General features: G+C 73.3%; 22 protein-coding genes. 18 read left to right on the forward strand and 4 right to left on the reverse strand.

The annotated features are described in order from the left end of the window. The first annotated feature begins 255 nt into the window (after positions 1-255). From ACYP53_RS17130 to ACYP53_RS17140, 3 genes are all read left to right on the forward strand, one after another. The gene (locus tag ACYP53_RS17130) at positions 256-825 is read left to right on the forward strand and encodes an SAV_6107 family HEPN domain-containing protein (RefSeq protein ID WP_373313698.1); all 570 of its coding nucleotides are present in this window, start codon (positions 256-258) and stop codon (positions 823-825) included. Between the two features lie 45 nt (positions 826-870). Then, positions 871-1,623 carry a methyltransferase domain-containing protein gene (locus ACYP53_RS17135; protein ID WP_229928475.1) on the forward strand — a complete coding sequence of 251 codons (753 nt, stop codon included), beginning with the start codon at positions 871-873 and terminating at the stop codon, positions 1,621-1,623. A gap of 461 nt (positions 1,624-2,084) precedes the next feature. Then, positions 2,085-2,474 (forward strand): DUF3040 domain-containing protein, encoded by a 390-nt coding sequence (locus tag ACYP53_RS17140; RefSeq protein WP_189915084.1) that lies wholly within the window; start codon positions 2,085-2,087, stop codon positions 2,472-2,474. 133 nt (positions 2,475-2,607) lie between these two features. On the opposite strand, the gene ACYP53_RS17145 is transcribed toward ACYP53_RS17140, so the two are convergent. The 4 genes from ACYP53_RS17145 to ACYP53_RS17160 form a co-directional block, all read right to left on the reverse strand. Beyond that, positions 2,608-5,046, reverse strand: a complete 2,439-nt coding sequence (locus ACYP53_RS17145) for a transglutaminase family protein (RefSeq protein WP_459647881.1) — start codon at positions 5,044-5,046, stop codon at positions 2,608-2,610. Then, positions 5,043-6,365: a DUF58 domain-containing protein gene (locus tag ACYP53_RS17150; protein WP_459647882.1), complete on the reverse strand. Its 1,323-nt coding sequence runs from the start codon at positions 6,363-6,365 to the stop codon at positions 5,043-5,045. Before ACYP53_RS17150 ends, ACYP53_RS17145 begins: the two co-directional genes overlap by 4 nt. A 1-nt stretch (position 6,366) precedes the next feature. Next, positions 6,367-7,413 (reverse strand): AAA family ATPase, encoded by a 1,047-nt coding sequence (locus ACYP53_RS17155; protein WP_189915080.1) that lies wholly within the window; start codon positions 7,411-7,413, stop codon positions 6,367-6,369. Between the two features lie 269 nt (positions 7,414-7,682). Then, positions 7,683-8,225, reverse strand: coding sequence for a beta-class carbonic anhydrase (locus ACYP53_RS17160; RefSeq protein WP_189915078.1), 543 nt, complete (start codon positions 8,223-8,225; stop codon positions 7,683-7,685). Between the two features lie 539 nt (positions 8,226-8,764). Here ACYP53_RS17160 and rsmH point away from each other — a divergent pair. From rsmH to ACYP53_RS17235, 15 genes are all read left to right on the forward strand, one after another. Next, a complete protein-coding gene (gene rsmH / locus ACYP53_RS17165) occupies positions 8,765-9,739 on the forward strand; it encodes a 16S rRNA (cytosine(1402)-N(4))-methyltransferase RsmH (RefSeq protein ID WP_189915076.1) in 975 nt (324 codons plus the stop codon). Positions 9,740-9,896: 157 nt separating this feature from the next. Further along, positions 9,897-10,412 carry a hypothetical protein gene (locus tag ACYP53_RS17170; RefSeq protein WP_459647883.1) on the forward strand — a complete coding sequence of 172 codons (516 nt, stop codon included), beginning with the start codon at positions 9,897-9,899 and terminating at the stop codon, positions 10,410-10,412. Continuing rightward, positions 10,409-12,703, forward strand: a complete 2,295-nt coding sequence (locus ACYP53_RS17175) for a peptidoglycan D,D-transpeptidase FtsI family protein (protein WP_459647884.1) — start codon at positions 10,409-10,411, stop codon at positions 12,701-12,703. The genes ACYP53_RS17170 and ACYP53_RS17175 overlap by 4 nt, the downstream gene beginning before the upstream one ends. A 6-nt stretch (positions 12,704-12,709) precedes the next feature. Beyond that, positions 12,710-14,377 (forward strand): UDP-N-acetylmuramoyl-L-alanyl-D-glutamate--2,6-diaminopimelate ligase, encoded by a 1,668-nt coding sequence (locus tag ACYP53_RS17180; RefSeq protein WP_189915070.1) that lies wholly within the window; start codon positions 12,710-12,712, stop codon positions 14,375-14,377. Continuing rightward, entirely contained in the window at positions 14,374-15,777 is a 1,404-nt protein-coding gene (locus ACYP53_RS17185; RefSeq protein ID WP_189915068.1) for a UDP-N-acetylmuramoyl-tripeptide--D-alanyl-D-alanine ligase, read from the forward strand. Before ACYP53_RS17180 ends, ACYP53_RS17185 begins: the two co-directional genes overlap by 4 nt. After that, positions 15,777-16,838 (forward strand): phospho-N-acetylmuramoyl-pentapeptide-transferase, encoded by a 1,062-nt coding sequence (mraY, locus tag ACYP53_RS17190; RefSeq protein WP_459647994.1) that lies wholly within the window; start codon positions 15,777-15,779, stop codon positions 16,836-16,838. Before ACYP53_RS17185 ends, mraY begins: the two co-directional genes overlap by 1 nt. Beyond that, positions 16,835-18,274 (forward strand): UDP-N-acetylmuramoyl-L-alanine--D-glutamate ligase, encoded by a 1,440-nt coding sequence (murD, locus tag ACYP53_RS17195; RefSeq protein ID WP_459647885.1) that lies wholly within the window; start codon positions 16,835-16,837, stop codon positions 18,272-18,274. Before mraY ends, murD begins: the two co-directional genes overlap by 4 nt. 88 nt (positions 18,275-18,362) lie before the next feature. Further along, positions 18,363-19,703 carry a putative lipid II flippase FtsW gene (gene ftsW, locus ACYP53_RS17200; RefSeq protein ID WP_308437543.1) on the forward strand — a complete coding sequence of 447 codons (1,341 nt, stop codon included), beginning with the start codon at positions 18,363-18,365 and terminating at the stop codon, positions 19,701-19,703. Between the two features lie 6 nt (positions 19,704-19,709). Next, positions 19,710-20,816: an undecaprenyldiphospho-muramoylpentapeptide beta-N-acetylglucosaminyltransferase gene (gene murG, locus ACYP53_RS17205; protein ID WP_189915062.1), complete on the forward strand. Its 1,107-nt coding sequence runs from the start codon at positions 19,710-19,712 to the stop codon at positions 20,814-20,816. Further along, positions 20,809-21,585, forward strand: coding sequence for a cell division protein FtsQ/DivIB (locus ACYP53_RS17210; protein WP_459647886.1), 777 nt, complete (start codon positions 20,809-20,811; stop codon positions 21,583-21,585). The genes murG and ACYP53_RS17210 overlap by 8 nt, the downstream gene beginning before the upstream one ends. A gap of 363 nt (positions 21,586-21,948) precedes the next feature. Beyond that, positions 21,949-23,178, forward strand: coding sequence for a cell division protein FtsZ (gene ftsZ, locus ACYP53_RS17215; protein WP_189915058.1), 1,230 nt, complete (start codon positions 21,949-21,951; stop codon positions 23,176-23,178). Beyond that, complete coding sequence (gene pgeF, locus ACYP53_RS17220) at positions 23,175-23,906, forward strand: peptidoglycan editing factor PgeF (RefSeq protein ID WP_459647887.1); 732 nt, start codon at positions 23,175-23,177, stop codon at positions 23,904-23,906. Before ftsZ ends, pgeF begins: the two co-directional genes overlap by 4 nt. Continuing rightward, positions 23,906-24,694 carry a YggS family pyridoxal phosphate-dependent enzyme gene (locus tag ACYP53_RS17225; protein ID WP_189915055.1) on the forward strand — a complete coding sequence of 263 codons (789 nt, stop codon included), beginning with the start codon at positions 23,906-23,908 and terminating at the stop codon, positions 24,692-24,694. Before pgeF ends, ACYP53_RS17225 begins: the two co-directional genes overlap by 1 nt. A 307-nt stretch (positions 24,695-25,001) precedes the next feature. Then, positions 25,002-25,616: a cell division protein SepF gene (locus ACYP53_RS17230; protein WP_189915053.1), complete on the forward strand. Its 615-nt coding sequence runs from the start codon at positions 25,002-25,004 to the stop codon at positions 25,614-25,616. A gap of 101 nt (positions 25,617-25,717) precedes the next feature. Further along, positions 25,718-25,999, forward strand: a complete 282-nt coding sequence (locus ACYP53_RS17235) for a YggT family protein (RefSeq protein WP_030060143.1) — start codon at positions 25,718-25,720, stop codon at positions 25,997-25,999. Positions 26,000-26,038 lie beyond the last annotated feature (39 nt).

Below are 26,038 nucleotides of genomic sequence, written 5' to 3' on the forward strand. Positions count from 1 at the left end.
GGAAGCTCGCACCGCCGCCCACGGGGGGAACGGCGGAGCGACGGCACACGGCGGCGGCGCGGTCCGGGGGAGGGCCCGCGCTCGCCGCCGCTTTGCTGTCCCGGGGCCTCCCAGGGGCGCCCGTTCCAGGGGCTCGCGTCCGAGGGGCACTTGCGGAGCGGCCGGAGCCGACGGATTGTCAGTGGTGACGTTCACGATGGAGGGGCACGGACCACCCGGTCCGCGCGCTGCCTCGGAACGGGGGAGACCATGACCATCAGCCACCCTGAGCCCGTCACCGCCCGCCTCCACTCCGCCGCCCTCCCGCACACCCCGGACCCGTCGGGCCCGCGCCCGGCCGGCCGGGACGTCCACCCGGTCCTGCGCCGGACCGCCGCGCCGCCGGCCGCCCTCGACCTGCTCTCCGACGCCCACCGCACCCTCGCCCGGGCCCGCGCCCTGGAGGACCCGCTGGAGCGCTACGCCACCGCCCACCTCGCCGCGCTGCGCACGGTGGCGGCGGTCCTGGCGGTGCGCGGCCGCCCGGAGAAGGACCCGCGGCGCCGCAAGGCCATCCGCAGCGCCTGGGAGGTGCTGCCCGAGGTGGCCCCGGAGCTCGCCGAGTGGGCGGTCTACTACGGCGCGGGCGCCCGCCGCCGGGCCGCCGCCGAGGCCGGGATCCGGGGCGCCGCCTCGGCCCGCGACGCCGACGACCTGATCCGCAACTCCGCCCTGTTCGTGCGCCTGGTCGAGCGGCTGCTCGGTCTGCGGGCGGTCCCGCCCGCACCGCGGCTGCCGCTGGACGGCGACGAGCCGCCGGGCCGGGGCGGCGCGTCCCAGGCTTAAGGTGGAGCCATCCTGATCGAACTGCACGTGCCAAGGAGTCCCACCGTGTACCCGACGCGTCCCCGCAGTGCCCTGCGTACCGCCGTGGTGTGGGAGGTGGTGCGGGCAGCCCTGGAGAAGCGGGCGGCCGAGCTGGACCAGCCGGTGCTCGACGTGGTCGACACCGGCGGCGGCACCGGCAACTTCGCCGTGCCGGTCGCCAAGCTCGGCCACCGGGTCACCGTGGTCGACCCGAGCCCGGACGCGCTGTTCGCCCTGGAGCGCCGGGCCGCCGAGGCCGGGGTGACCGACCGGGTGCGGGCCGTCCAGGGCGACACCCAGACGCTCCCCGAGCTGGTCGCCCCCGGCACCGTGGACGCGGTGCTCTGCCACGGCGTCCTGGAGGTCGTGGACGACCCGGCCGAGGCGCTCGGCAGCCTGGCCGGCACCCTGCGCGAGGGCGGCCTGGTCAGCCTGCTGGCCGCCAACCGCAACGGCGCCGTGCTGGCCCGCGCGCTGGCCGGCCACTTCAACGAGGCCCGGACGGTGCTCTCCGCCGCCGACGGCCGCTGGGGCGAGCAGGACCCGATGCCGCGCCGCTTCACCGGTGAGGAGCTGAGCCGGCTGGCCGGGGCGGCCGGCCTGCGGGTGGAGTCGGTGCACGGCGTCCGGATCTTCGCCGACCTGGTCCCCGGCGTGCTGGTGGACACCGAGCCGGGCGCGCTGGACGCGCTGCTGAAGCTGGAGGAGGCCGCCGCCGGGCAGCCCGCCTTCCACGCGGTGGCGACCCAGCTGCACCTGCTGGCCACCCTGGCCTGAGCCGGCGCTCCCCGGAGCCTCCGCGAAGCCTTCGCGAGACCTTCCGCCGCCGCACGGTTCGCACACCGTACGGCGGCGGTTGGCGTTCCGTACGCCCGCCGGTTGCCCGGCCCGGTCGGCCGGCCGGTTTCCGGTCGCCGCGGGCGAAGCTCCCCAGGTCCGGACCGATTCCACCGGATCGGGCACTTGTCCGGTGCGTGGCGCGTTGACACCGGTGCGGCCGTGCCCGGTCGAAGTGGCCCGTCCCACGCGGCGCAGACCACCCCGGAACGGGCTCACGGACCGTATGATCTGGGTAAAGCCGGAAAGCATGACAGCCGGACGCGTGGGGCATATGGACGACACGGGCCGGGTCCCCCGCACGGGCGTCCGACCGTGTGCCCCATGGCTGATTTGGACTTGCCTCCCCGACCGGGGTGGGCGGACCGGTCGCACCCGCGACCGACGAGTAGGAGGACTCCGTGCCGCTCTCGGAGCACGAGCAGCGACTGCTCGACCAGATGGAGCGAGCGCTGTATGCCGAAGATCCCAAATTCGCGTCGGCGCTTGAGGGAACCGGGCTGCGCACCTACACCCGTCGGCGGGTCTACCTCGCCGTCGCCGGCTTCGTGGTGGGGATCGGCCTGCTGATGGGCGGCATGGTCGTCCCGGATCAGATCTGGGTCAGCGTCGTGGGCTTCCTGGTGATGCTCGGCTGCGCGGTGTTCGCCGTGACCGGTTGGCGCCGCGGGCCCGCGAGCCAGGGTGCCGGTCCCCGCCAGGCCGCGGCCGCGCGCCGCAAGGCCGGGATGATGGACCGGGTCGAGCAGCGCTGGCAGCGCCGCCGGGACGAGCAGACCGGCGGCTTCTGAGCCGTCCGGCGGTACGGCGCGACAAGGACCGAAGACGCCGGGGGCGGGCAGTCGATCGACTGCCCGCCCCCGGCGTCTGCCGTGTCCGGCCCGGGAGCGAGTCCTGAGTCGCGGGACCCAGGACTCCCGGGACTCAGGACTCGCTGGTGTCCGACTCGCGGCCGGCCGGCTTGGGCCGCCGGGTGACGACCCGCCGGACCGGCGCGGAGACCGCCTCGACCGTCCGGCCCACCGCGGTGGAGACGGCCGCCCGGGCCGACCGCGCCGAGTCGGAGATCCGCCACCACAACTGCGCCGAGGACGGCGGCAGCAGCAGCGCCCTGGTCCGACCGGCCCGGCCGGCGCTCGCCCGCAGGCCGCGCCGGGCGGCGTGCACGTCGGCGGCCAGCGGTGCCGTGGTGACCTGGCCGGGCGGGGCGTACAGCACCCGCTCGGTGGCCAGCGCCAGCCGGCCGGCGGCGGCCGCCGAGTCCTGGTCCAGGGCCGCCTTCTCGGAGATCCGCCGTACGGCCGAGCGCGGGGTGCGTGACTCGTCCGGGGGAATTCCGAGGTCCCAGGCGGAGTCCACCAGCTCGTCCCAGGCGGCCAGCACCTGGGCGTCGGTCAGGTCGGCGGGGCCGGGCCCGCCGGGCCGGCGCCGTCCGCCGCCGAGCCGGCGACGGCGGACGGCCGTGCGCCAGAGCATCGGCAGGAGCAGCAGCGCGATCAGCACGACCACCCCCGCGAGGGTGCCGAGCACCTGCCCGGACAGCAGCCAGGACTCCTCGGCGGCGTGGGCGGCCGACTTGCCCTTGGACCCGCAGTCGCCCAGCTGGCGCTGCTTGGCGTCGCAGTCCGAGCCGGCGGACGGCGCCGGGGCGGCCGTGGTGGGCTGCGGGGCCGCGGTGGCGTGCTGGGTCGGCGCGGTGGTCGGGGCGGTGGACGACTCGGTGTAGCGGGTCGGGATGCCGCGGCTCGGGGTCGGCTCGAAGCGCATCCAGCCGTAGCCCGCGAAGTACAGCTCGGGCCAGGCGTGGTACATCCGGCCGGTCACCGAGTAGACGTTGCCGCCCTTGTTGTCGCCGGGGGTGAAGCCGACGGCGACCCGGGCCGGGATCTTCAGCACCCGGGCCATCGCCGCCATGGTGGAGGCGAAGTGCACGCAGAAGCCCCGGCGGTCGCGGAGGAAGACCTCGATGGCGTTGTTGCCGGTGCCCGGGGTGACCGCGGTGTCGTACTTGAAGTCCGGCCCGGTGAACCAGTTCACCAGGGCCATCGCCCGGTCGTAGTCGTTCTGCGCGTTGCCGGTGATCTCCCTGGCCCGCTCGCCGACCAGGGCCGGCAGGTCGGACGGGACGGCGAGGTAGCGGTCCCGGACGTCCTGCGGCGCGGATGGCGCGAGGCGCAGCTCGTTGGCGGTGGGCCGCAGGTCCAGGGCGCTGACGTGGTAGCGCAGACCGCGGATCGCCTTGTCGTTGGCCGGCAGGACGGTGCGGGTCACCGGGTCGAGCTTCCACTCGCCGCGGTTGGGGACCTGGACGGAGGCCGCCGGGTAGGGCATCGGCAGCCAGCTCTTCTCCAGCCCGTTGCTGACCTGGAAGTCGCCCTCGATCCTGGGGAGGTTGGCGCTGCGCAGGCCTTCCGGGTTGGGCAGCGACTCCGGCAGGTCGTTGACCGTGGTGCTGCCGAGCCGCCAGCTGGTGCCGTCGAACTGGTCCAGCGAGCCGGTGCGCAGGTAGACCTGGTCGGCCAGGTCGCTGTCCAGGGTGTAGCTGAGCAGCTCGGCGTCGGAGGGCTTGGTGATCGCGGCCTCCAGGCTGACCAGCGGGTCGAGGCTGGTCGCCAGGCTCCCGCCGGTGCCCTTGCCGGAACTCCCGCCGGAGCCGGAGTGCACCAGTCCGAGGTCCCAGTGCGGCAGGACGACCGGGAGCAGCAGCGCCACGGCCAGGGCCAGCACGCCGACCTGCCGGCCGCCCGGGCTGACCTGGCCGGAGCCCGTGGACCCGCGGTTGGTGCCGCGGAAGACCCGGCCCCAGCGGGAGACCCGGTCCTGGCCCTCGGCGAACAGCAGCAGCAGGTAGCCGGCCGCGGCGACCGCGAACCAGAACCAGCTGCCGTGCTCCCCGGCCAGGCCGTTGCCGACCGAGTAGAGCGCCAGCAGCGGCAGGCCGGCCAGCGCCGAGCGCCGGTAGGTCACCGCGACGGTGTCCACCACGACGGCGACCAGGCCGACCGCGGCCACCAGGATCAGCCGCAGGCCGGCGGTGGGCGGCGCCGGGATGGCGTACTGCTGGATGTCGTCCAGACCGGAGGCGAAGACGTGGTCCAGGACCCGCAGCGCGGCCGGCCCGGGCACCACGGTGCCGGCGAAGCCGATGATCATCAGCAGGAGCAGCGCCAGCAGCTGCCCGACCGGCACCGTCCAGCGGTACACCGGGGAGCGGCGCAGACCGGCGCCGACCGCGGCGAGGACGATGATCACCAGGACGGCGTGGGTCAGCCAGCTGCGGGTGGTCAGCAGCGGCATCATGCAGAGCGAGGCGAGGGCGGTGGCCAGCGCCGCGTAGACGGTCAGTTTGGCCCGGGTGGTCACGCGCCGGCCTCCTGTCGGTTGGGGGCGGTCGTTCCGACGCCTTCGACGGCCCGCCACAGGTCCGGCAGGGAGTCGCCGGCGCTGACCGGGATCACCGTCCAGCCGGCCTCGCGCAGCTGCCGGACCCTCGCCCGGAACGCGTCGCCGCCGGTGTTCGGGGCGAGCATCCGCAGGCCGGCCCAGGTGCCGGTGTCCAGGAGGAAGGCGATCGCGCCGCCGGTGCGGTTGCGCAGCCGGCCGAGCCGGGCGGTCTGGGTGTCGTCCAGCTCGCCCAGGACGGCGACCAGCAGGCCCTCGCCACCGGTGCGCAGCGGCTCCTCGGCGCGCGAGAGCGTGCCGCCGTCGGACAGGTCGGCGATCGCGAGGGCGTCCAGGATCAGCCCGGAGGTGTCGGGGGCGCTGCTGCGTCCGCCGGCGCCGGGCCCGGGCACCGCGAGACCGGTGTCGGTGAGCAGCTGGGTCTGGTAGCCGCGCTCCAGCAGGTGCGCGGTGACGGACGCGGCGCAGCTGACCGCCCACTCGAAGGAGGAGGCGGGGCCGCTGCCCCGGTGGCCGATCTCCCGGGTGTCCAGCAGGACGGTGGCCCGGGCCTTCTGCGGCTGCTCCTCGCGGCGGACCATCAGTTCGCCGTACTTGGCGGTGGAGCGCCAGTGCACCCGGCGCAGGTCGTCGCCGGGCCGGTACTCGCGCAGGATCACGTCGTCGTCGCCGGCCAGCGCCAGGGAGCGGCTGTGGCTCTCGCCCTGGCCGAGCCACTCGCCGGTGAGCCGTACCCACGGCAGGGCCTGGACCTGGGGGACGACGGTGAGGACGTCGGAGGCGGTGAAGGCGCGGGTCACCTCGCACATGCCGAACGGGTCGGACAGCCGCAGCTGCAGCGGCCCGAGCGGGTAGCGCCCGCGCAGGTCGGAGCGGACCCGGTAGGAGACCTCGCGGTTGCCGCGCGGCTCGACCCGGTCCAGCACGAAGCGCGGGCGCGGCCCGAGCACGTACGGGACCTTGTCCTCCAGGAGCAGCAGCCCGGTGGGCACCCGGGAGACGTTGTCGAGCCGCAGGTGGACCCGGGCCTCCTGGCCGGCGACCGCCCGGCGCGGGCTGAGCCGGCGGCCGCTGGCCACCCGGTAGCGGGTGTTGGCGACCACCGCCACGGCGACCAGCGGGAGCGCGGCGAGCAGCACGCCGACGCGCAGCAGGGCGTCCTGGTCGAGCAGGTAGGCGCACACCACCGCGGTGAGCCCGGCGGCCAGGAAGGACCGGCCCCGGGTGGTGAGGCCGCGGAACCCGGCCCGCAGCCCCGACGCGGAGTCGGACTCGGCCACCTCAGCCCCTCCGGACGGCCGGGCCGCCCTGCGGGCGCGGCAGCGGCAGCCGGGCGACCAGTTCGGCCACGATCTGCTCGGAGGTGCGGCGGCTGAGCTGGGTCTCGGCGGTCGGCATCAGACGGTGGGCGAGGACGGGCACGGCGAGGCGCTGGATGTCGTCCGGGGTGACGTAGTCGCGCCCGTCCAGCGCGGCGGCGGCGCGGGCGGCCCGGACCAGGTGCAGGGTGGCGCGCGGCGAGGCGCCCAGGCGCAGCTCGTGGCTGTTGCGGGTGGCGCCGACCAGGTCGACGGCGTAGCGGCGGACCGGGTCGGCGATGTGCACGGTGCGGACCAGGTCGATCAGCTTGAGGATGTCGGCGGCGTGCGCGACCGGCTGGAGGTCCTCCAGCGGGCTGGCGCCGGAGTGCACGTCCAGCATCGCGAGCTCGGCCTCGGGGCTGGGGTAGCCGATCGAGATCCGGGCCATGAAGCGGTCGCGCTGGGCCTCCGGGAGGGCGTAGGTGCCCTCCATCTCGACCGGGTTCTGGGTGGCCACGACCATGAACGGCGACGGCAGCTCGTAGCTGGTGCCGTCGATGGTGACCTGGCGCTCCTCCATGGACTCCAGCAGCGCGGACTGGGTCTTGGGCGAGGCGCGGTTGATCTCGTCGCCGACCACGATCTGGGCGAAGATCGCGCCCGGGCGGAACTCGAAGTCGTGCCGCTGCTGGTCGTAGATGTTGGTGCCGGTGACGTCCGAGGGCAGCAGGTCGGGCGTGAACTGGATGCGGCGCACGGTGCAGTCGACCGACCGGGCGAGCGCCTTGGCCAGCATGGTCTTGCCGACGCCGGGCACGTCCTCCAGCAGCAGGTGGCCCTCGGCGAGCAGGACGGTCAGGGCGATCCGGATGGCCTCCGGCTTGCCCTCGATCACGCTCTCGATGTTGCCGCGCACCCGGTCCACGACCGCGGCCAGCTCGGGGAGCCCGACCTGCTGGTACCCGTTCGTCCTCTGCTCGCCCCCCGCAGGACCGCCGAGACCGGCCTGATCGTTGTAGCTCGTCACCCGTTTACGCTCCCTGGCACCTGTGCCCGCCCCGTGCCGAGGCCGGACCCCACCCCATGCTTGACGCGGCCGTCCCGGGGTCGGTTCCGATGGTGGATCCGCCGTCGGGGAGGCGGCCTGCGGCCGGGCCGCCCCAGGTGGTTCGGGGTCCGACCGGCAGGCGCATTCTCCCCCGCGGGATGGCCAGAAGTCACCATTCGGCGGATCCCGAATGGAGGGGGAGCCGCCCGCCGGCCGGAAGCCGTGCGGCCCGGAGCGGCGCCAGTGTTCTAGTGGATCTCGCGCAGCAGGCCGGTGTGGACGTCGAAGACGAAGCCGCGGACGTCGTCGGTGTGCGGCAGGAAGGGGGAGGTGCGGACGCGCTGCATCGACTGGCGGACGTCGCCGTCCAGGTCGACGAAGGCCTCCACCGCCCACTGCGGGCGCTGGCCGACCTCCAGCTCCAGCTCGCGGCGGAAGTCCTCGGTGAGCCCGAGCAGGCCGCAGCCGGTGTGGTGGATGAGCGCGATCGAGCGGGTGCCGAGGGCGCGCTGGCTGATGGTCAGGGACCGGATGGTGTCGTCGGTGACGACGCCGCCGGCGTTGCGGATGACGTGCGCGTCGCCGAGTTCGAGGCCGAGGGCCGCGAACAGGTCGAGGCGGGCGTCCATGCAGGCCACCACGGCGATCTTCTGCACCGGGCGGGCGTCCATGCCGCCGTCCTGGAAGGTCACCGCGTAGTCGCGGTTGGCCGCGACGAAGCGGTCGATGATGGTGGGTCCGGCAGGGGCGGCAGCGGCGTTCGGCGTGGGCCGGTCGGGAGTCACTGTCATGTCGGCGACGTTAGTGCCGATCCGGTGTCCGCGGTGGGGCGGGGAGCTACAGAACCGGGGGCCGTGATCGAGTGCATCGCCACAACGGGAGGGTTTGTCCCGCCTGGTCCCGGAGTGGGTCGTACGCGGTCGCGGGGGAGGGGGCGCGCGGCCTCGTCCGAGGGCCCCCGGATCGGGCCGCCGCGGGGCCACCCCAACGGCCGCGACCTGCGGTGATCCGTACCGCCGCCCGGGTGGTGCGCCGGAGCGGACCATTGACTGGAAGGGCCCGGGCGATAGAGTTGCGGCGCAGTGCAGCACACCCGTCGGGGCCCGTCAACCGGGCCTTCCCGGCCGGTGCGGCCCGGTCGACGCGGTCCGTGGCCTCCACCCGCTCCGTGCCCACCTGGCGCACCTTCCCCGGCGCCGGGCGGTCACGATCTTCCCCCTGAGCGGGCGGGGACCACGGGCCGCTTCGTCGTGCCGGGGGGCGGTGGGCGAGAATGGTCGCAGCTCCCGGACGTCGGGCTGCTCCGCACCGAGGAAGGGCGCCGCCGCGCATGACCACCAACGAACCGGGCCCCAAGCACGTTCCGGTGATGCTGCAGCGGTGCATGGACGCACTGGCTCCGGCGATCTCGCGCCCCGGTGCCGTGGTGGTGGACGCCACCCTCGGCCTCGGCGGGCACAGCGAGGCGCTGCTCACCCAGTTCCCCGAGGTCCGGCTCGTCGCGGTGGACCGCGACCCGCAGGCGCTGAAGCTCTCCGGCGAGCGGCTGGCCCGCTTCGGCGACCGGGCGACCCTGGTGCACGCCGTCTACGACGAGATCCCCGAGGTGCTGGAGCGCCTGGACATCGACCGGGTGGACGGCGTCCTGTTCGACCTCGGCGTCTCCTCGATGCAGCTGGACGAGGCCGACCGCGGCTTCGCGTACGCGCAGGACGCGCCGCTGGACATGCGGATGGACCAGACCCGGGGGATCAGCGCGGCGGAGGTGCTGAACACCTACGGCCACGGCGACCTGGCCCGGATCCTCAAGGTCTACGGCGAGGAGCGGTTCGCCGGGAAGATCGCCTCGGCGATCCTCCGGGAGCGGGAGAAGGAACCGTTCACCAACAGCGCGCGTCTGGTCGAGTTGGTGCGCAACTCCATTCCGGCGGCGACCCGCCGCACCGGCGGGAACCCGGCCAAGCGGACGTTCCAGGCGCTGCGGATCGAGGTCAACGGCGAGCTGGAGGTCCTGGACCGGGCGATCCCCGGGGCGCTGGACGTCCTCGCGATCGGTGGCCGGATCGTGGTGATGTCCTACCAGTCGCTGGAGGACCGCCTGGTGAAGCAGTACCTCGCCGCCGGGGCGACCAACACGGCCCCGCCGGGGCTGCCGTTCATCCCGGAGGAGCACCAGCCCTGGCTCAAACTGATCACCCGCGGTGCCGAGCTGGCCACCGAGGAGGAGATCGAGGAGAACCGGCGCGCCGCGCCCGTACGGCTGCGGGTGGCGGAGAGGATCAGGGACCGAAGCAAGCGGGGCTGACGAACCGGCCCCGGCGGGGTCCGAAGGGCGGAGGAGAGCGGTGGGGCCGGTGGCCGGTGAGGTCCGGGTGGGGCGGGGAGGACTCCCCGGGCAGGGCAGGGCGCGGATCACGGTTCGGCCGGGGAAGCGGCCGGTCCGGGGGCGCACACCGTTCGCGGTGCTGGTGGTGGTCCTGCTCGCGGCGGGGCTGCTCGGCCTGCTGGCGCTGAACACCGCGCTCAACGAGGGCTCCTTCGAGCTGTCCCGGCTGCAGCGGCAGACCACCGTGGCGACCGACGAGCAGCAGAGCCTGCAGCACCAGATCGACCAGAGCTCGGCCCCGGACGCGCTGGCCCGGCGGGCCGCCGAGCTGGGCATGGTCCCGGCCGGGGGGATGGCCTTCCTGGACGTCCCGAACGGGGGCAAGGTGGTCGGCACGCCCGGACCGGCGCAGGACAGCCCGCCGGTGAAGCGGTCGACGGTCGAGCCCTGGCCCACCAAGCCCGTACCGAGCGCCGCCCAGCCGTCGGCCGTCCAGCCGCCGGCTCCGTCGGCGGCTCCGTCCACCGCGCCGCCCGCACCTCCCGCACCTCCCGCGCCGGCCACGCCGACGGCGGCGGCCTCGGCCGGTGACTCGGTGATCCAGCTCAACCCGGCCGCGCCCGCCGCGCCGAACGGGGGGCCCGGCCGATGACCACGCCTCGTCAGCCCTCCGGTTCGGGCTCCGGTTCCGGAAACGGCCGCCGCCCGCTGCCCAGGGGCGCCGCGCCGAGCGGGCGGTCCGCCTCCGGCCGCGTCCAGCCGGCCAAGGGACAACCGGCCAAGGGACAGCCGGCCAGGGGACAGTCGGCCAAGCCCCAGCCCACCCGGGGCCAGCCCGTCCGCGGCCAGTCCGCCAAGCCGCCCGCGGCGAAGTCCCCCTCGGCCAAGGCCCCGTCCGCCAAGACCCCGACCGCGAAGGTGCAGCCCGCCAAGGCCGCCGTCTCCCGCAGCGCCCCGCGCACGCCGCAGCAGCGCCGCCCCGAGGGCCGCCCGCCGGCCCGCGGCCAGGCGGCGGTGCGGCCGCGCCCGAAGGCCAGGCCGCCGCAGCGCCCCAAGGCGCTCAAGCTGGCCGAGTCGAAGCGCCGGCTGCGGGTGATCACCGTGGCGATGTCGCTGGTGTTCTCGGTCTTCGCGGGCCGTCTGGTCCAGCTCCAGCTGGTCGACTCGGACGCGCTGGCCGCCGACGCCAACACCAACCGCTACCTGAACATCCCGATCACCGCCGAGCGCGGCTCGATAACGTCCGCCGACGGCGTGGCGCTGGCCGCGACCGTCGACGCGTACGACATCACCGCCGACCCGGCGATGTTCACCCCGGAGGCGACCGGCATCCCGGACGCGCCGGAACAGGCGGCGGCGCTGCTGTCGCCGATCCTCGGCGTGCCCAAGGAGCGGATCGCCGCCGACCTGCACACCCCCAAGACCCGCTACAAGCGGCTCGCCGCCCAGCAGACCCCGGCCGCCAAGAACCAGATCAGCGACCTCAAGTCGGGCCTGGAGAAGCAGGCCGGATCGCGGGCCTGCCAGGTCCAGAAGAAGCTGCTCGGCAAGCCCGCCGACCAGGGCGGGCGCACCCGGGTGGACAACGAGTGCGCCAACCCGCTGGCCGGGGTGTTCAACCGGGAGACCCAGAAGCGCGTCTACCCCGCCGACGGACTGGCCGCCAACCTGGTCGGCTTCGTCAACGGCGAGGGCGAGGGCGCCGGCGGCCTGGAGCTGCAGTTCCAGAAGCAGCTGGCCGGCAAGGACGGGCACAGCAGCTACGCCCAGGCGGGCGGGCGGCTGGTGCCCACCGCGGGCGGCTCGAAGGACCCGGCGGTGCCCGGCGACGACGTCAAGCTGACCATCAACCGGGACATCCAGTGGGCCGCCCAGCGGGCGATCACCGACCAGGTGGCCAACTCCGGTGCGGAGAAGGGCTACGTCGTCGTCCAGGACGTGAAGACCGGTCAGGTCCTGGCGATGGCCACCGCGCCCGGCTTCAACCCCAACGACCTGAGCCTGTCCAAGCAGGCCCAGCTGGGCAACCCGGCGCTGGGCGACGCGTACGAGCCGGGCAGCACCGCCAAGCTGATGAGCCTGGCCGCCGTCCTGGACTCCGGCAAGGCCAACTGGGACACCAGGGTCACCGTGCCCAACCGGCTGGTCCGCGCGGGCCAGCAGTTCAAGGACGACGTCGAGCACGGGGACTGGTACCTGACGCTGGCCGGGGTGCTGGCCAAGTCCTCCAACATCGGCACCATCGAGGCCGTCGAGACCCTCGGCGGCGGCGACCAGCTCCAGGCCAACAAGGTGCTGGACGGCTACATGCGCAAGTTCGGCGTGGCCCGGCCGACCGGCCTGAACTTCCCGGGGGAGACCGCCGGGATGCTCAAGAAGCCGGAGGACCTGGTCGCCTCGGAGAAGTACAACATCTCCTTCGGCCAGGGCCCGCTGCAGATGAACGCGCTGCAGGCCACCTCGGTCTACTCGACCATCGCCAACGGCGGGGTGCGGGTCGCGCCCAGCATCGTCCAGGGGACCACCGGCCCGGACGGCAAGTACACCCCGACGCCGCCCGGGGAGCAGACCCGGGTGGTCGGCGAGCAGACCGCCAAGACCCTCACCTCGATGCTGGAGTCGGTCGTCGACGACGAGCAGGGCACCGGCGGCAAGGCCGCCATCCCCGGCTACCGGGTCGCCGGCAAGACCGGAACGGCCAACCGGGGGGCGGCCAACGGCGTCGGCTACGACGGCTACACCGCCTCCTTCATCGGCTTCGCCCCGGCCGACGCGCCCCGGGTCACCGTCTCCTGCACCCTCCAGGGCCCGGTCAACGGCCACTTCGGCGGCCAGCTGTGCGGTCCGGTGTTCAAGCAGGTGATGGAGTTCACCCTGAAGACCCTGCAGGTCCCGCCGAGCGGCAGCCAGGCGCCGAACCTGCCCGTCGAGTGGAAGCCGTGAGCAAGGATGAGCAACGAGCGGACCGGGCCGGCGGACGGCGCGGCGGAGGGCCGGTTTGGCCCTGGGCACCCTTCGGCGGATAGCCTTCCCGCCGTGCCGAAACCCGATCAAACCACCGTGAGTCCGCCCCGCCCGACCGGGACCGCCCCTCTGCCGCTCGCCGAGCTGGCCGTCCGGCTCGGTCTCGCGCCCGTCGAGGGCGGCGCCGTCACCGGCGTGACCCACGACTCCCGCGCCGTCCGCCCGGGAGATGTGTACGTGGCCTTCCCGGGCGCCAACCACCACGGCGCGGCCTTCGCGGCCAAGGCCGCGGACTCCGGCGCGGTGGCCGTGCTCACCGACCCGGCCGGCGCCGAACTGGCGGCCGGCACCGGCCTGCCGCTGCTGGTCGTGGACCGGCCGCGGGCCGTCATGGGCGAGCTCGCCGCGATCGTCTACGGCCGCCCCTCCGAGCGGCTGCTGATGATCGGGCTGACCGGCACCAACGGCAAGACCACCACCTCGTACCTGGTCGAGGGCGGCCTGCGCGGCGCCGGGCGCACCCCCGGGGTGATCGGCACCGTCGAGATGCGGGTCGGCGAGGAGCGGATCAAGAGCGAGCGCACCACCCCCGAGGCCACCGACCTGCACGCGATCCTCGGTGTGATGGCCGAGCGCGGTGCCGACGCGGTGACCATGGAGGTCTCCAGCCACGCCCTGGTCTTCGGCCGCACCGACGGCGTCTCGTACGACGTCGCGCTGTTCAACAACCTCACGCCGGAGCACCTCGACTTCCACCCGGACATGGAGGACTACTTCCAGGCGAAGGCCCGGCTCTTCCAGCCCGGCAAGTCCCGCCACGGCGTGGTCAACCTGGACGACGAGTACGGCCGCCGGCTCGCCGCCGAGGCCAAGATCCCGGTGACCACCTTCTCCGCCACCGGCGCCGCGCAGGCCGACTGGCGGGCCGTGGACGTCCAGCTCGGCCCGGTCGGCTCCACCTTCCGGGTGCTCGGCCCGGACGGTGCCGAGGCCGACGCGGCCGTCCCGCTGCCCGGCCCGTTCAACGTCGCCAACGCGCTCGCCGCGATCACCCTGCTGGTCGCCGCCGGCCTCCCGCTGGAGCGGGCCGTGGCCGGCGTCGCCGCCGTGCCCGGCGTGCCGGGCCGGCTGGAGCGGGTGGACGCCGGGCAGCCGTTCGTGGCCGTCGTGGACTACGCGCACAAGCCGGACGCCCTGCAGGCCGTCCTCGCCTCGCTGCGCGAGGTCACCAAGGGCCGGCTGCACGTCGTCGTCGGCTGCGGCGGCGACCGCGACCCGCACAAGCGCGGCCCGATGGGCGCCATCGCCGCCCGCCTCGCCGACACCGCCCTGCTGACCAGCGACAACCCCCGCAGCGAGGACCCGCTGGCGATCCTGGCCACTATGCTGACCGGCGCCGCGGCGGTGCCCGAGGCCGAGCGCGGGACCGTCCTGGTCGTCCCCGACCGGGCGGAGGCGATCCGGCTCGCGGTCACCCGCGCCCAGGCGGGCGACACGGTGCTGGTGGCCGGCAAGGGCCACGAGCTCGGCCAGTACGTACGAGACGAGATCCGCCCCTTCGACGACCGGGAGGTGCTGCACGATGAGATCGAACAGAGCTCCGTCGCGCGGACCGCGGCCGCGCGGGGCGACCGAGGAGTAGAGCAGCAGTGATCGCACTGACCCTCGCCGAGGTGGCCGCCGCAGTCGGAGGCACCCTGGACGGCGCGGACCCGGACGCCCTGGTCACCGGCCCGGTCGAGGTCGACTCGCGGAAGGTGAGCCCCGGCGGCCTGTTCGCGGCCTTCGTCGGCGAGCACGTGGACGGCCACGACTACGCCGCCACGGCGGTCGGGGCCGGCGCCGTCGCGGTGCTGGCCTCCCGCCCGGTCGGCGTCCCCGCCGTCCTGGTCGACAGCGTGGTGGAGGCGCTCGGCAGGCTGGCCCGTACCGTGGTCGCCCGCGCCGAGGACACCGCCGTGGTCGCGCTGACCGGCTCGGCCGGCAAGACCAGCACCAAGGACCTGATCGCCCAGCTGCTCCAGCGCCACGGCGAGACCGTCTACCCGCCCGGCTCGCTCAACAACGAGATCGGCCACCCGATGACCGCGCTGCGGGTCGAGGCCGGCACCCGGCACCTGGTGATGGAGATGGGCGCCCGGCACAAGGGCGACATCGAGTACCTCACCTCGATCACCCCGCCCCGGATCGGCGTGGTGCTGAACGTCGGCACCGCCCACGTCGGCGAGTTCGGCTCCAAGGAGGCGATCGCCGAGGCCAAGGGCGAGCTGGTCGAGGCGCTTCCGGCCGACGGGGCCGCGATCCTCAACGCGGACGACCGGCTGGTGCGCGCGATGGCCTCCCGCACCAAGGCCAAGGTGGTCCTGTTCGGGGAGTCCCCGGACGCCCACGTCCGGGCGACCGACGTTCGCCTGGACGCCACCGGGCGGCCATCCTTCACGCTCACCACCCCGGCCGGTTCCGCGCCCGTGCAGCTGCGCCTGTACGGTGAGCACCACGTCTCGAACGCCCTCGCCGCCGCCGCGGTGGCGGTGGAGCTCGGGATGTCCGTCGACGACACCGCGGCAGCCCTGGGCGAGGCGGGTGCGCTGTCCCGCTGGCGCATGGAGGTCGTCGACCGGGCCGATGGTCTCACCGTCGTCAACGACGCCTACAACGCGAACCCCGACTCGATGCGGGCCGCGCTGCGGGCGCTGGTCTCGATGGGGGGCCGCGGTCCGGAGCGCCGTCGCACCTGGGCGGTGCTCGGCGAGATGCGGGAGCTCGGCGAGGAGAGCCTGGCCGAGCACGACGCCATCGGACGGCTCGCCGTCCGGCTGGACGTCACCAAGCTGGTGGCGGTCGGCGGACGCGAGGCGGCCTGCATGGAACTCGGCGCGAGGAACGAAGGTTCGTGGGGTGAGGAGTCGGTGCTGGTGTCCGACGCGGACGCGGCGGTCGAACTGCTGCGCAGTCAGCTGCGGCCGGGGGATGTGGTCCTGGTGAAGGCGTCCCGTTCGGTGGGGCTGGAGAAGGTGGCCGAGGCCCTCCTGGCGGATGGTGCTGCCCGATGATGAAGCAGATCCTCTTCTCCGGGATGATCGGCCTGATCCTCTCGCTGGCCGGCACGCCCGCCCTGATCAAGCTGCTCGCCCGGCAGGGCTACGGCCAGTACATCCGCGACGACGGCCCGAAGGCGCACCACAGCAAGAAGGGCACGCCCACCATGGGCGGCATCGCCTTCATCCTGGCGACCCTGATCGCGTACTTCGGCACCAAGGCGATAACGGGCGAGAGCCCGACCGCCTCCGGGCTGTTGGTGCTCTTCCTGACCGCGGGCCTCGGCCTGGTCGGCTTCCTGGACGACTACATCAAGGTGGTCAAGCGCCGCTCGCTGGGCCTGCGGGCCAAGGCGAAGCTGGCGGGCCAGTCCATCGTCGGCCTCGCCTTCGCCGTCCTGGCGCTGCAGTTCCACGACGACCGCGGGCTCAGCCCGGCCTCGCAGTCGCTGTCCTTCGTCCGGGACTTCAAGTGGTCGATCGGCCCGGTCCTGTTCGTGATCTTCGCCTACTTCATGATCGCGGCGACCTCCAACGGCGTGAACCTGACGGACGGCCTGGACGGCCTGGCCACCGGCGCCTCGGTGATGGCCTTCGGCGCCTACACCTTCATCGGCGTCTGGGAGTACACCCAGAGCTGCGCCTACACCGTGACCGCGACCGTCAGCTGCTACGACGTCCGAGACCCCTTGGACCTCGCGGTGGTCGCGGCCGCCCTGATGGGCTCCTGCTTCGGCTTCCTGTGGTGGAACACCTCGCCCGCCAAGATCTTCATGGGTGACACCGGCTCGCTGGCCCTCGGCGGGGCCCTGGCCGGCCTGGCGATCTGCTCCCGCACCGAGCTGCTGCTCATCATGCTCGGCGGCCTCTTCATGGTGATCACCCTGTCGGTGATCATCCAGGTCGGCTCCTTCCGGATGACCGGCAAGCGGGTCTTCAAGATGGCGCCGCTGCAGCACCACTTCGAACTCAAGGGCTGGGGCGAAGTCCTGGTCGTGGTCCGCTTCTGGATCATCCAGGGCCTCTGCGTCGCCGTCGGCCTCGGCCTCTTCTACGCGGGATACCGGACCGGATGACGAACACCGACTTTGCCGACCTGCCCGTCGTCGTCGCCGGACTCGGCGTCTCGGGCATCAGCGCCGCGCGCGTCCTGCACGGCCTCGGCGCCCGCGTCACCGTCGTGGACGGCGGCAGCGGGCCGGGCCTGACCGCCCGGGCCGCCGAGCTGGAGGCGCAGGGCGTCACCGTGCGCCTCGGCGACGGCGCGAGCCTGCCCGATGGCACCGAACTGATCGTCACCTCGCCCGGCTGGGCGCCGGACAGCGCGCTGTTCGCCGCCGCCGGGGCCGCCGGGGTGCCGGTCTGGGGCGACGTCGAGCTCGCCTGGCGGCTGCGCAAGCCGCTGCCCGGCACCGGCGAGCCCGCCCCCTGGCTGGCCGTCACCGGCACCAACGGCAAGACCACCACGGTCCAGATGCTCGCCTCGATCCTCACCGCCGCCGGCAAGCGCACCGCCGCCGTCGGCAACGTCGGGGTCTCGGTGCTGGACGCGGTGCTCGCCGAGGAGCCGTACGACGTCCTCGCCGTCGAGCTCTCCAGCTACCAGCTGCACTGGGCGCCCTCGCTGCGCCCGTACTCGGCCGCGGTGCTCAACCTGGCGCCCGACCACCTCGACTGGCACGGCTCGATGGAGGCGTACGCCGCCGACAAGGGCCGGATCTACGAGGGCAACGTCGTCGCCTGCGTGTACAACCTGGCCGACCCGGCCACCGAGGCGCTGGTCCGCGAGGCCGACGTCGAGGAGGGCTGCCGGGCGATCGGTTTCGGCCTCGGCGCCCCCGGCCCGTCGAACTTCGGCGTGGTGGACGGGCTGCTGGTGGACCGAGCCTTCGTCGAGGACCGGGCCAAGAACGCGGCCGAGCTGGGCTCCGTCGAGGACGTGAACCCGCCGGCCCCGCACAACATCGCCAACGCGCTCGCCGCGGCGGCGCTGGCCCGGGCGTACGGCGTCGAGCCGAAGGCCGTCCGGGAGGGCCTGCGGGCCTTCCGCCCGGACGCCCACCGGATCGCCGAGGTCGGCGTGGTCCGCGAGGTCACGTACATCGACGACTCCAAGGCCACCAACACCCACGCCGCGGCGGCCTCGCTGGCCGCCTACCGGCCGATCGTGTGGATCGCCGGGGGCCTCGCCAAGGGCGCGACCTTCGACGACCTGGTGCAGGGCGCGGCCGAGCGGCTGCGCGCGGTGGTGCTGATCGGCCAGGACCGGGCGCTGATCCGCGAGGCGCTGGAGCGACACGCTCCGGATGTGCCGGTGATCGAGGCGGCCGAGGGCCAGACTGGCGCGGTGGCGATGGCCGAGGTCGTCCGCACGGCCGCGTCGCTCGCCCGATCGGGTGACACGGTGCTGCTGGCCCCGGCGTGCGCCTCGATGGACATGTTCACCAACTACGGAGAGCGCGGCGACCTGTTCGCCACGGCCGTCCGGGAGCTGGCGGACACCGGCGAGTGAGCCGAAGGGTCGCGCCGGGCGGCCCGGGGGCGAAGGAGCCGCGGAGAAGGGGAGAGTGGTGGCGGGGCAGGGCAGGGCGGAATCCGGCGTGGGGAAGCAGGACGCCGCCGAGCCGTGGCGAGTGATCTCCGCCACCACGACCAAGTACAAGTCGGCCGGTCCGCTGGCCCGCGTCCAGGCCTTCCGGGCCCGGCTCGGGTACTGGCTGGACCGGCCGCTCACGCCGTACCTGCTGATCGTCGGCAGCACGCTGCTGCTGGTCGTGCTCGGTCTGATGATGGTGTTCTCGGCCTCGCAGATCCTCGCCCTGAACCAGCACCACGCGGCCCAGTACTACTTCCTCAAGCAGCTGATCGCGGCCATCCTCGGCCTGGTCCTGCTGATCGGCTTCGCCTCCGTCCCGGTGGCCGTGCTGCGGGTGATCGTCTACCCGGTGATGTTCGGGGTGATCGGCGCGCTCACGCTGGTCGCCGTGCCCGGCATCGGGGTGCGGATCAACGGCAACCAGAACTGGCTGGATTTCGGCTTCTTCCAGTTCCAGCCGTCCGAGTTCGCCAAGCTCGCGCTGGTCCTCTGGGGCGCCGACCTGCTCGCCCGCAAGCAGAAGGCCGGCACCCTGAACTCCTGGAAGCACCTGCTGGTGCCGCTGGTGCCGGGTGCCCTGCTGCTGCTCGCGCTGATCATGTTCGGCGGCGACATGGGCACCTCGATGATCCTGGTGGCCATGGTGTTCGCGCTGCTCTGGATGGTCGGCGCACCGCTGCGGCTGTTCGTGGCGACCCTCGGCGTGGCGGTGGTGGTCTGCACCGCGCTGGTCGTCACCGTCCCGCACCGGGCGGAGCGCCTCGGCTGCATCGGCGTCACCAAGCTCGACCCCGAGGGCGCCTGCTTCCAGGCCCTGCACGGGGTCTTCGCGTTCGCGAACGGCGGCGGCTTCGGCACCGGCCTCGGCGCCGGGGTGGAGAAATGGGGCCAGCTGCCCGAGGCGCACACCGACTTCATCTTCGCCGCGACCGGCGAGGAACTCGGCCTCGTGGGGACGCTGTCGGTGATCGGTCTCTTCGCGGCACTAGGCTACGCGGGTATCCGTGTGGCCATCGGCACGAAGGACCCCTTCGTCAGGTACGCCGCGGGAGCCGCCACCACCTGGGTCATGGCGCAGGCCATGATCAACCTGGGGTCGGCGCTGGGACTGCTGCCCATCGCGGGCGTCCCGCTCCCGCTGTTCTCCTACGGCGGTTCCGCCATGCTGTCGGCCATGTCCGCGATCGGTGTGCTGCTGTGCCTGGCACGGAGCACCTCGGGCGCGAAGGCGGCCCTGGCCGCCCGGACCAAGAACTCCCGGATCAGGAAGCGACTGGCCCGGGTGCTGCCACGACGACGAACCACAGCGCGCCCGGTCCCCGGGCCGGCACGCAGGGAGCGGTGAATTTCGGTGCATGTCGTACTCGCCGGCGGGGGGACCGCCGGTCACATCGAGCCGGCCATGGCCCTCGCGGACGCCCTCCGCAGGCACGACCCGTCCATCGGGATCACCGCCCTGGGCACCGAGCGCGGTCTGGAGACCCGGCTGGTACCCGAGCGCGGCTACCAGTTGGAGCTCATCCCGGCCGTCCCGCTGCCCCGCAAGCCCACCCCGGAGCTGATCACCGTCCCCGGACGGCTGCGCGGCACCGTCCGGGCCGCCCAGGAGATCATCGAGCGGGTCAACGCGGACGCGGTGGTCGGCTTCGGCGGCTACGTCGCGATGCCCGCCTACCTGGCCGCCAAGCGGGCCGGTGTGCCGATCGTGGTGCACGAGGCGAACGCCCGCCCGGGCCTGGCCAACAAGATCGGCGCCCGCTACAGCGACTTCGTGGCGGTCTCCACGCCCGACAGCAAGCTGCGCGACTCCCGGTACATCGGCATCCCGCTGCGCCGGACCATCGCCACCCTGGACCGCGGCGCCGCCCGCCCCGAGGCCCGGCAGTACTTCGGCCTCGACCAGCGGCTGCCCACCCTGCTGGTCTCCGGCGGCTCCCAGGGCGCCCGCCGGCTCAACGAGACGGTCACCGCGATCGCCCCGCGGCTGCAGCAGTACGGCGTGCAGATCCTGCACGCGGTCGGCCCGAAGAACGAGCTGCCGCAGGTCGCGGACGTCCCCGGGATGCCGCCCTACCGCCCGGTGCCGTACCTGGACCGGATGGACCTGGCCTACGCGGCGGCCGACATGATGCTCTGCCGGGCCGGTGCCATGACGGTGGCCGAGCTGGCGGCCGTCGGCCTGCCCGCCGCCTTCGTCCCGCTGCCGATCGGCAACGGCGAGCAGCGGCTGAACGCCCAGCCGATGGTCAAGGCCGGCGGCGGCCTGCTGGTGGACGACGCCGAGCTGACCCCGGACTGGGTGCTGCAGAACGTGCTGCCGGTGCTCACCGACCCGCAGCGGCTGTGGGACATGAGCCGGGCCGCCGCCGAGTTCGGCCGCCGGGACGCCGACGACCTGCTGGTCGGCATGGTCTACGAGGCCATCCAGGCCCACCGCGGCGGCCGCCGCCGTGGCTGACGGCCGGCTCGCCGACCCGCTCGAGGCGGAGCTGGAGGAGGAGGAGTCCGCTCCTCGCCTCCGGCTCTCCCGGCGGGGCATCGTGGTGCTGAGCGTGCTCGGCACCGCGGTGCTGGGCGGGCTGGCCTGGCTGGTGTTCCTCTCGTCGGTGCTGGACGTGCGCAGCGTCGCCGTCCAGGGCGCCGGCGACGACAGGCTGACGGTGACCCAGGTCCGGGACGCGATCGGCGGGCTGGGCGACGGCCCGCTGGCCCGGGTGGACCTGGACGACGTCCGGCGCCGGGTGGAGTCGATCCCCCGGGTGGCGAAGGCCGAGGTGTGGCGGGGCTGGCCGCACACCCTCCAGGTGAAGGTCGTCCAGCGCACGGCGGTGGCCGCCGTCAAGGGGGAGGACGGGCAGTTCACCCAGGTGGATGCCGCCGGCGTGAGCTTCGCCACCGAGGCGGCCCCGCCGGAGGGCGTGCCGGTGGTGGAACTGCGGCTCAGTCAGCAGGCGAATGACGTGGACGGGGTGATCTCCCGTCCGCAGTTGGTGCAGGGCGCGGTGGCGGTGGCCGCCGGGCTGCCGCCGGAGGTGGCCAAGCGGGCCGGGGCGGTGCTGGTGCACTCGTACGACGACATCGAGCTGCAGCTCAGCGGGGGTGCCACGGTGCGCTGGGGGAGTCCGGAGCAGATCGATCGGAAAGCCCGGGTGCTGGTGGCGCTGATGAACCAGAAGGGTACGAACTTCGACGTCACGGCGCCCGAGGCGCCGGCGGTGTCCGGATGATCCGGTAGGTTCTGTCCCAGAGGGAGGGGTTGACGCCTTGGAGTGTCGGCCCGACCCTTGGTGGTCACCCCGGTTTCCTAAGCCGGCTGATGATCACATAGGCTCAAAAGAAAAAGGGAAGCTCGGCGTGTTCGTTGAAACACGTGCCCGGGGCGACCTAGTGTCCTGTGTCACCAGACTGTGTCCCCTGGTGATGTGACGGAGGCACAGGACTAACCCTAAAGGTCAAGTTTAGGGTTGGGGTCGGCGGTCGGCATTTCGGACATTCAGTCAGAAACCAGGCTCCCTACCCATCGACATCCGTCGGAACGGACCCTCGCCGGGCCGGGCCGACCCGGAAATTCGAGGCGAGAGGCCTTCGACGTGGCAGCACCGCAGAACTACCTCGCAGTCATCAAGGTCGTCGGTATCGGCGGCGGTGGTGTCAACGCCATCAACCGGATGATCGAGGTCGGTCTCAAGGGCGTCGAGTTCATCGCGATCAACACCGATGCGCAGGCCCTCCTGATGAGCGACGCCGACGTCAAGCTCGATGTGGGCCGTGAACTCACCCGGGGCCTCGGCGCCGGCGCCAACCCCGAGGTCGGCCGCAAGGCCGCCGAGGACCACCGCGAGGAGATCGAGGAGGTCCTCAAGGGGGCCGACATGGTCTTCGTGACCGCCGGTGAGGGCGGTGGCACGGGCACGGGCGGCGCGCCCGTCGTCGCCAACATCGCGCGCTCCCTGGGCGCCCTGACCATCGGCGTGGTCACCCGCCCCTTCACCTTCGAGGGCCGTCGCCGCGCCAACCAGGCCGAGGACGGCATCGCGAGCCTGCGCGAAGAGGTCGACACCCTCATCGTCATCCCCAACGACCGGCTGCTGTCCATCTCGGACCGCCAGGTCAGCGTGCTCGACGCGTTCCGCTCGGCCGACCAGGTCCTGCTCTCCGGCGTCCAGGGCATCACCGACCTGATCACCACCCCGGGCCTGATCAACCTCGACTTCGCGGACGTCAAGTCCGTCATGTCGGAGGCCGGTTCGGCGCTCATGGGCATCGGCTCGGCCCGCGGTGAGGACCGCGCCAAGGCCGCCGCCGTGATGGCGATCTCCTCGCCGCTGCTGGAGGCCTCGATCGACGGCGCCCGCGGCGTGCTGCTCTCCATCTCGGGCGGCTCCGACCTCGGTCTGTTCGAGATCAACGAGTCGGCCCAGCTGGTCAGCGAGGCCGCCCACCCCGAGGCCAACATCATCTTCGGTGCGGTCATCGACGACGCGCTCGGCGACGAGGTCCGGGTCACCGTCATCGCGGCCGGCTTCGACGGCGGGCAGCCGCCGGCGATCGTCCGCGACCCGGTGGTCAAGTCCGCCTCCCAGGACCGCCCGGCGACCCCGCCGGCCGCCCCGGAGCGCCCGGCCGGCCGCCCCTCGTACGGCAGCATCGGCTCGGTGACGTCCCGCTCGGAGGGCGAGGCCCCGGCCGCGCCGAGCCGGCAGGCCGAGACCCCGGCCACCACGACCGCCGCCCCGGTGCCGCCGCAGGTGCAGCCGGTCCGGCAGCCGTACGTGGAGAGCCCGGCTGAGGAGCTCGACGTCCCGGATTTCCTTAAGTGATCGATCACGCGGTCCACGCGGGTGCTCACTTCGCCTTCACCGACAGGTGGGGCGGGGTGAGCACTTCGCCGTACGGGGAGCTCAACCTCGGCGGGGCCGTCGGGGACGACCCGGAGGCCGTCCGGGAGAACCGGGCGCTCGCCGCCCGGGAGCTGGGGATCGAACCGGCCGACGTGGTCTGGATGAACCAGGTGCACGGCGCCGAGGTCGCCGTGGTGACGGAGCGCCAGCCGCTCGGGGCGGCCCCGACGGTCGACGCGGTGGTCACCGACCGGCCGCTCGCGCTGGCGGTGCTGACCGCCGACTGCACGCCGGTGCTGCTGGCCGACCCGGTGGCGGGCGTGGTGGGCGCGGCCCACGCGGGCCGGCCCGGGCTGGCGGCCGGGGTGGTGCCCGCGGTGGTCCGGGCGATGGTCGGACTGGGGGCCGAGCCCGGGCGGATCACCGCCGCCACCGGCCCCGCGGTCTGCGGCAGCTGCTACGAGGTGCCGGCCGAACTGCGCGCCGAGGTCGCCGCCGTGGTGCCGGAGGCCTTCGCCGAGACCTCGTGGGGGACACCGGCGCTGGACGTGCCGGAGGGAGTCGCGGCCCAGCTGGCCGCGCTGGGGGTCAGCGAGCTGGTGCGGTCACCGGTCTGCACCCTCGAATCCGCCGATCACTACTCCTACCGCCGCGAGCAGCGCACGGGCCGGCTCGCGAGCTACGTCTGGTTGGGCTCTGATCACTGATGACGAACGACATCTACGGACCGTTCCCGGGGGGCGCCGACTTCCTCCACGGGCTGACGGACGGCCAACGGGCCCGGTACGAGGAGCTCGGGACCAACCTCGAGGTGGTCGAGCGCCGGATCGCGGACGCCTGTGCGGCCGCCGGCCGCGCGCGGGACGAGGTCACCCTGATCGTCGTCACCAAGACCTACCCGGCCGAGGACACCGCGCTGCTGGCCGGCCTGGGTGTGACGGATGTCGCGGAGAACCGCGATCAGGACGCCGCACCCAAGGCGGAGCAGTGCAGAAACCTTCCTCTTGACTGGCACTTCGTCGGACAGCTGCAGACCAACAAGGTCCGCTCGGTCGTCCGGTACGCGAACCACGTGCACTCGGTGGACCGGCCGAGGCTGGCCGAGTCGCTCGCCGCGGCGGTGCTCAAGTCGGAGCGGCCGGAGCTGGGCTGCCTGGTGCAGGTGGCGCTCGACAAGGCGCACGGCGAGGGCGCGCACCGGGCCGGGGTCGCGCCGGAGGATGTCGCGCGACTGGCCGACACCATCGCCGACACGCCCGGGCTGCGGCTGGACGGTGTGATGACCGTCGCTCCGCTGGCCGGACCGCTGGCCGGGGACCCGGCCCGCGCCTTCGATCGGCTGGCGGAAATCGCAACCGCCGTACGGACGGACCATCCGGCTGCCACCATGGTCTCCGCAGGGATGAGCGGCGACCTTGAGCAGGCGATTGCCGCCGGGGCGACACATGTGCGCGTCGGAACGGCGGTACTCGGAGTGAGGTCACCCCTCAGGTAACGTCACCGGGTAGTAGATCAGACTGCAGGACAAAATAGGACAGAATCTAGCAGCTCCCCGGAGCGCTAGCGAACCGTGGATCGCAGCTCCGCGGACCCCACTCCACGAAACCTGACAGGCCGCCGGCCTGACGCGCCGTCGTGGATGGACCGCGCAATCCGCAGGCAGGGCCGTACGGGCCCGGGCCGCCGGGAGACGGAGCCGGTCCGACGGAGTGAGCGAAGCGAGCGACCATCGGAAGGGGCGCGGCTTCGCGGAGTAGCCACCGGGTGCCAGCCGGGTGGCCATGAGCGGAGGAGACAGGAGCATGGCCGGCGCAATGCGCAAGATGGCGGTCTACCTCGGCCTCGTGGAGGACGAGACGTACGACGGCCAGGGGTACGACCCCGACGACGACTACGACGCGGACCCCGAGCCGATCCGGACCGGGCAGCGGACCGAGGACATTCCCCGGCCGGCCGCCGCGGCCGCCGCCACGCCCGCCCCGGTCTCCTCGATCACGCCCCAGCCGGTGCCGGCGGCGGTGCCGATCCGGCAGGAGACCCCGAGGATGGCCCCCGTGTCGTCCATCACACCCGACCGCCGCCACAACCTGGAGAAGAGCTCCCCGGTGATCATGCCCAAGGTAGTGAACGAACGAGAGCCCTACCGCATCACCACGCTGCACCCCCGGACCTACAACGAGGCCCGTACCATCGGGGAACAGTTCCGCGGCGGCACTCCTGTGATCATGAATCTGACCGAGATGGACGACACCGACGCCAAGCGGCTCGTAGACTTCGCCGCTGGACTCGTCTTCGGTCTGCACGGCAGTATCGAGCGCGTGACACAGAAGGTGTTCCTGCTGTCGCCTGCTAACGTCGATGTCACGGCGGAGGACAAGGCTCGGATCGCCGAGGGTGGGTTCTTCAACCAGAGCTGACCCGGCCACGACTTTACGTGTGGATCTGATCAACAGTGGGTTAGCGACAGGTGACGAGCGGCGGGCCCCAGCGGCCCGGGACCGGGGAGAGGGAAAACGCGATGGACATCGTGTGGGCGGTGCTCTACTACGCCCTGACCGTCTTCCTGGTGTTCCTGCTCGTGCGGCTGGTCATGGACTGGGTCTTCCAGTTCGCGCGTTCGTGGCGGCCTGGCAAGGCCATGGTCCTGGTCCTGGAGGCCACGTACACTGTCACGGATCCGCCGCTCAAGCTTCTTCGGCGGCTCATTCCGCCGTTGCGTTTCGGGGGCGTGGCGCTCGACCTGTCCTTCTTCGTACTGATGATCATTGTGTATGTCCTGATCTCGCTTGTGCACCCCTAGTCGTAGGTGAGCGATGCGACAGGATGCCGGTGTGCCGAC

The organism is Kitasatospora sp. Ki12, assembly GCF_054601375.1.

Excerpts from the sequence above, each read along its gene's own strand:
- ACYP53_RS17180 (WP_189915070.1), top strand. The coding sequence starts at position 12,710 with ATGAGCAACGAGCGGACCGGGCCGGCGGACGGCGCGGCGGAGGGCCGG.
- ACYP53_RS17235 (WP_030060143.1), top strand. The coding sequence starts at position 25,718 with ATGGACATCGTGTGGGCGGTGCTCTACTACGCCCTGACCGTCTTCCTG.
- rsmH (WP_189915076.1), top strand. The coding sequence starts at position 8,765 with ATGACCACCAACGAACCGGGCCCCAAGCACGTTCCGGTGATGCTGCAG.
- mraY (WP_459647994.1), top strand. The coding sequence starts at position 15,777 with ATGAAGCAGATCCTCTTCTCCGGGATGATCGGCCTGATCCTCTCGCTG.
- murD (WP_459647885.1), top strand. The coding sequence starts at position 16,835 with ATGACGAACACCGACTTTGCCGACCTGCCCGTCGTCGTCGCCGGACTC.
- ACYP53_RS17225 (WP_189915055.1), top strand. The coding sequence starts at position 23,906 with ATGACGAACGACATCTACGGACCGTTCCCGGGGGGCGCCGACTTCCTC.
- ACYP53_RS17160 (WP_189915078.1), bottom strand. The coding sequence starts at position 8,225 with ATGACAGTGACTCCCGACCGGCCCACGCCGAACGCCGCTGCCGCCCCT.
- ACYP53_RS17175 (WP_459647884.1), top strand. The coding sequence starts at position 10,409 with ATGACCACGCCTCGTCAGCCCTCCGGTTCGGGCTCCGGTTCCGGAAAC.
- ACYP53_RS17230 (WP_189915053.1), top strand. The coding sequence starts at position 25,002 with ATGGCCGGCGCAATGCGCAAGATGGCGGTCTACCTCGGCCTCGTGGAG.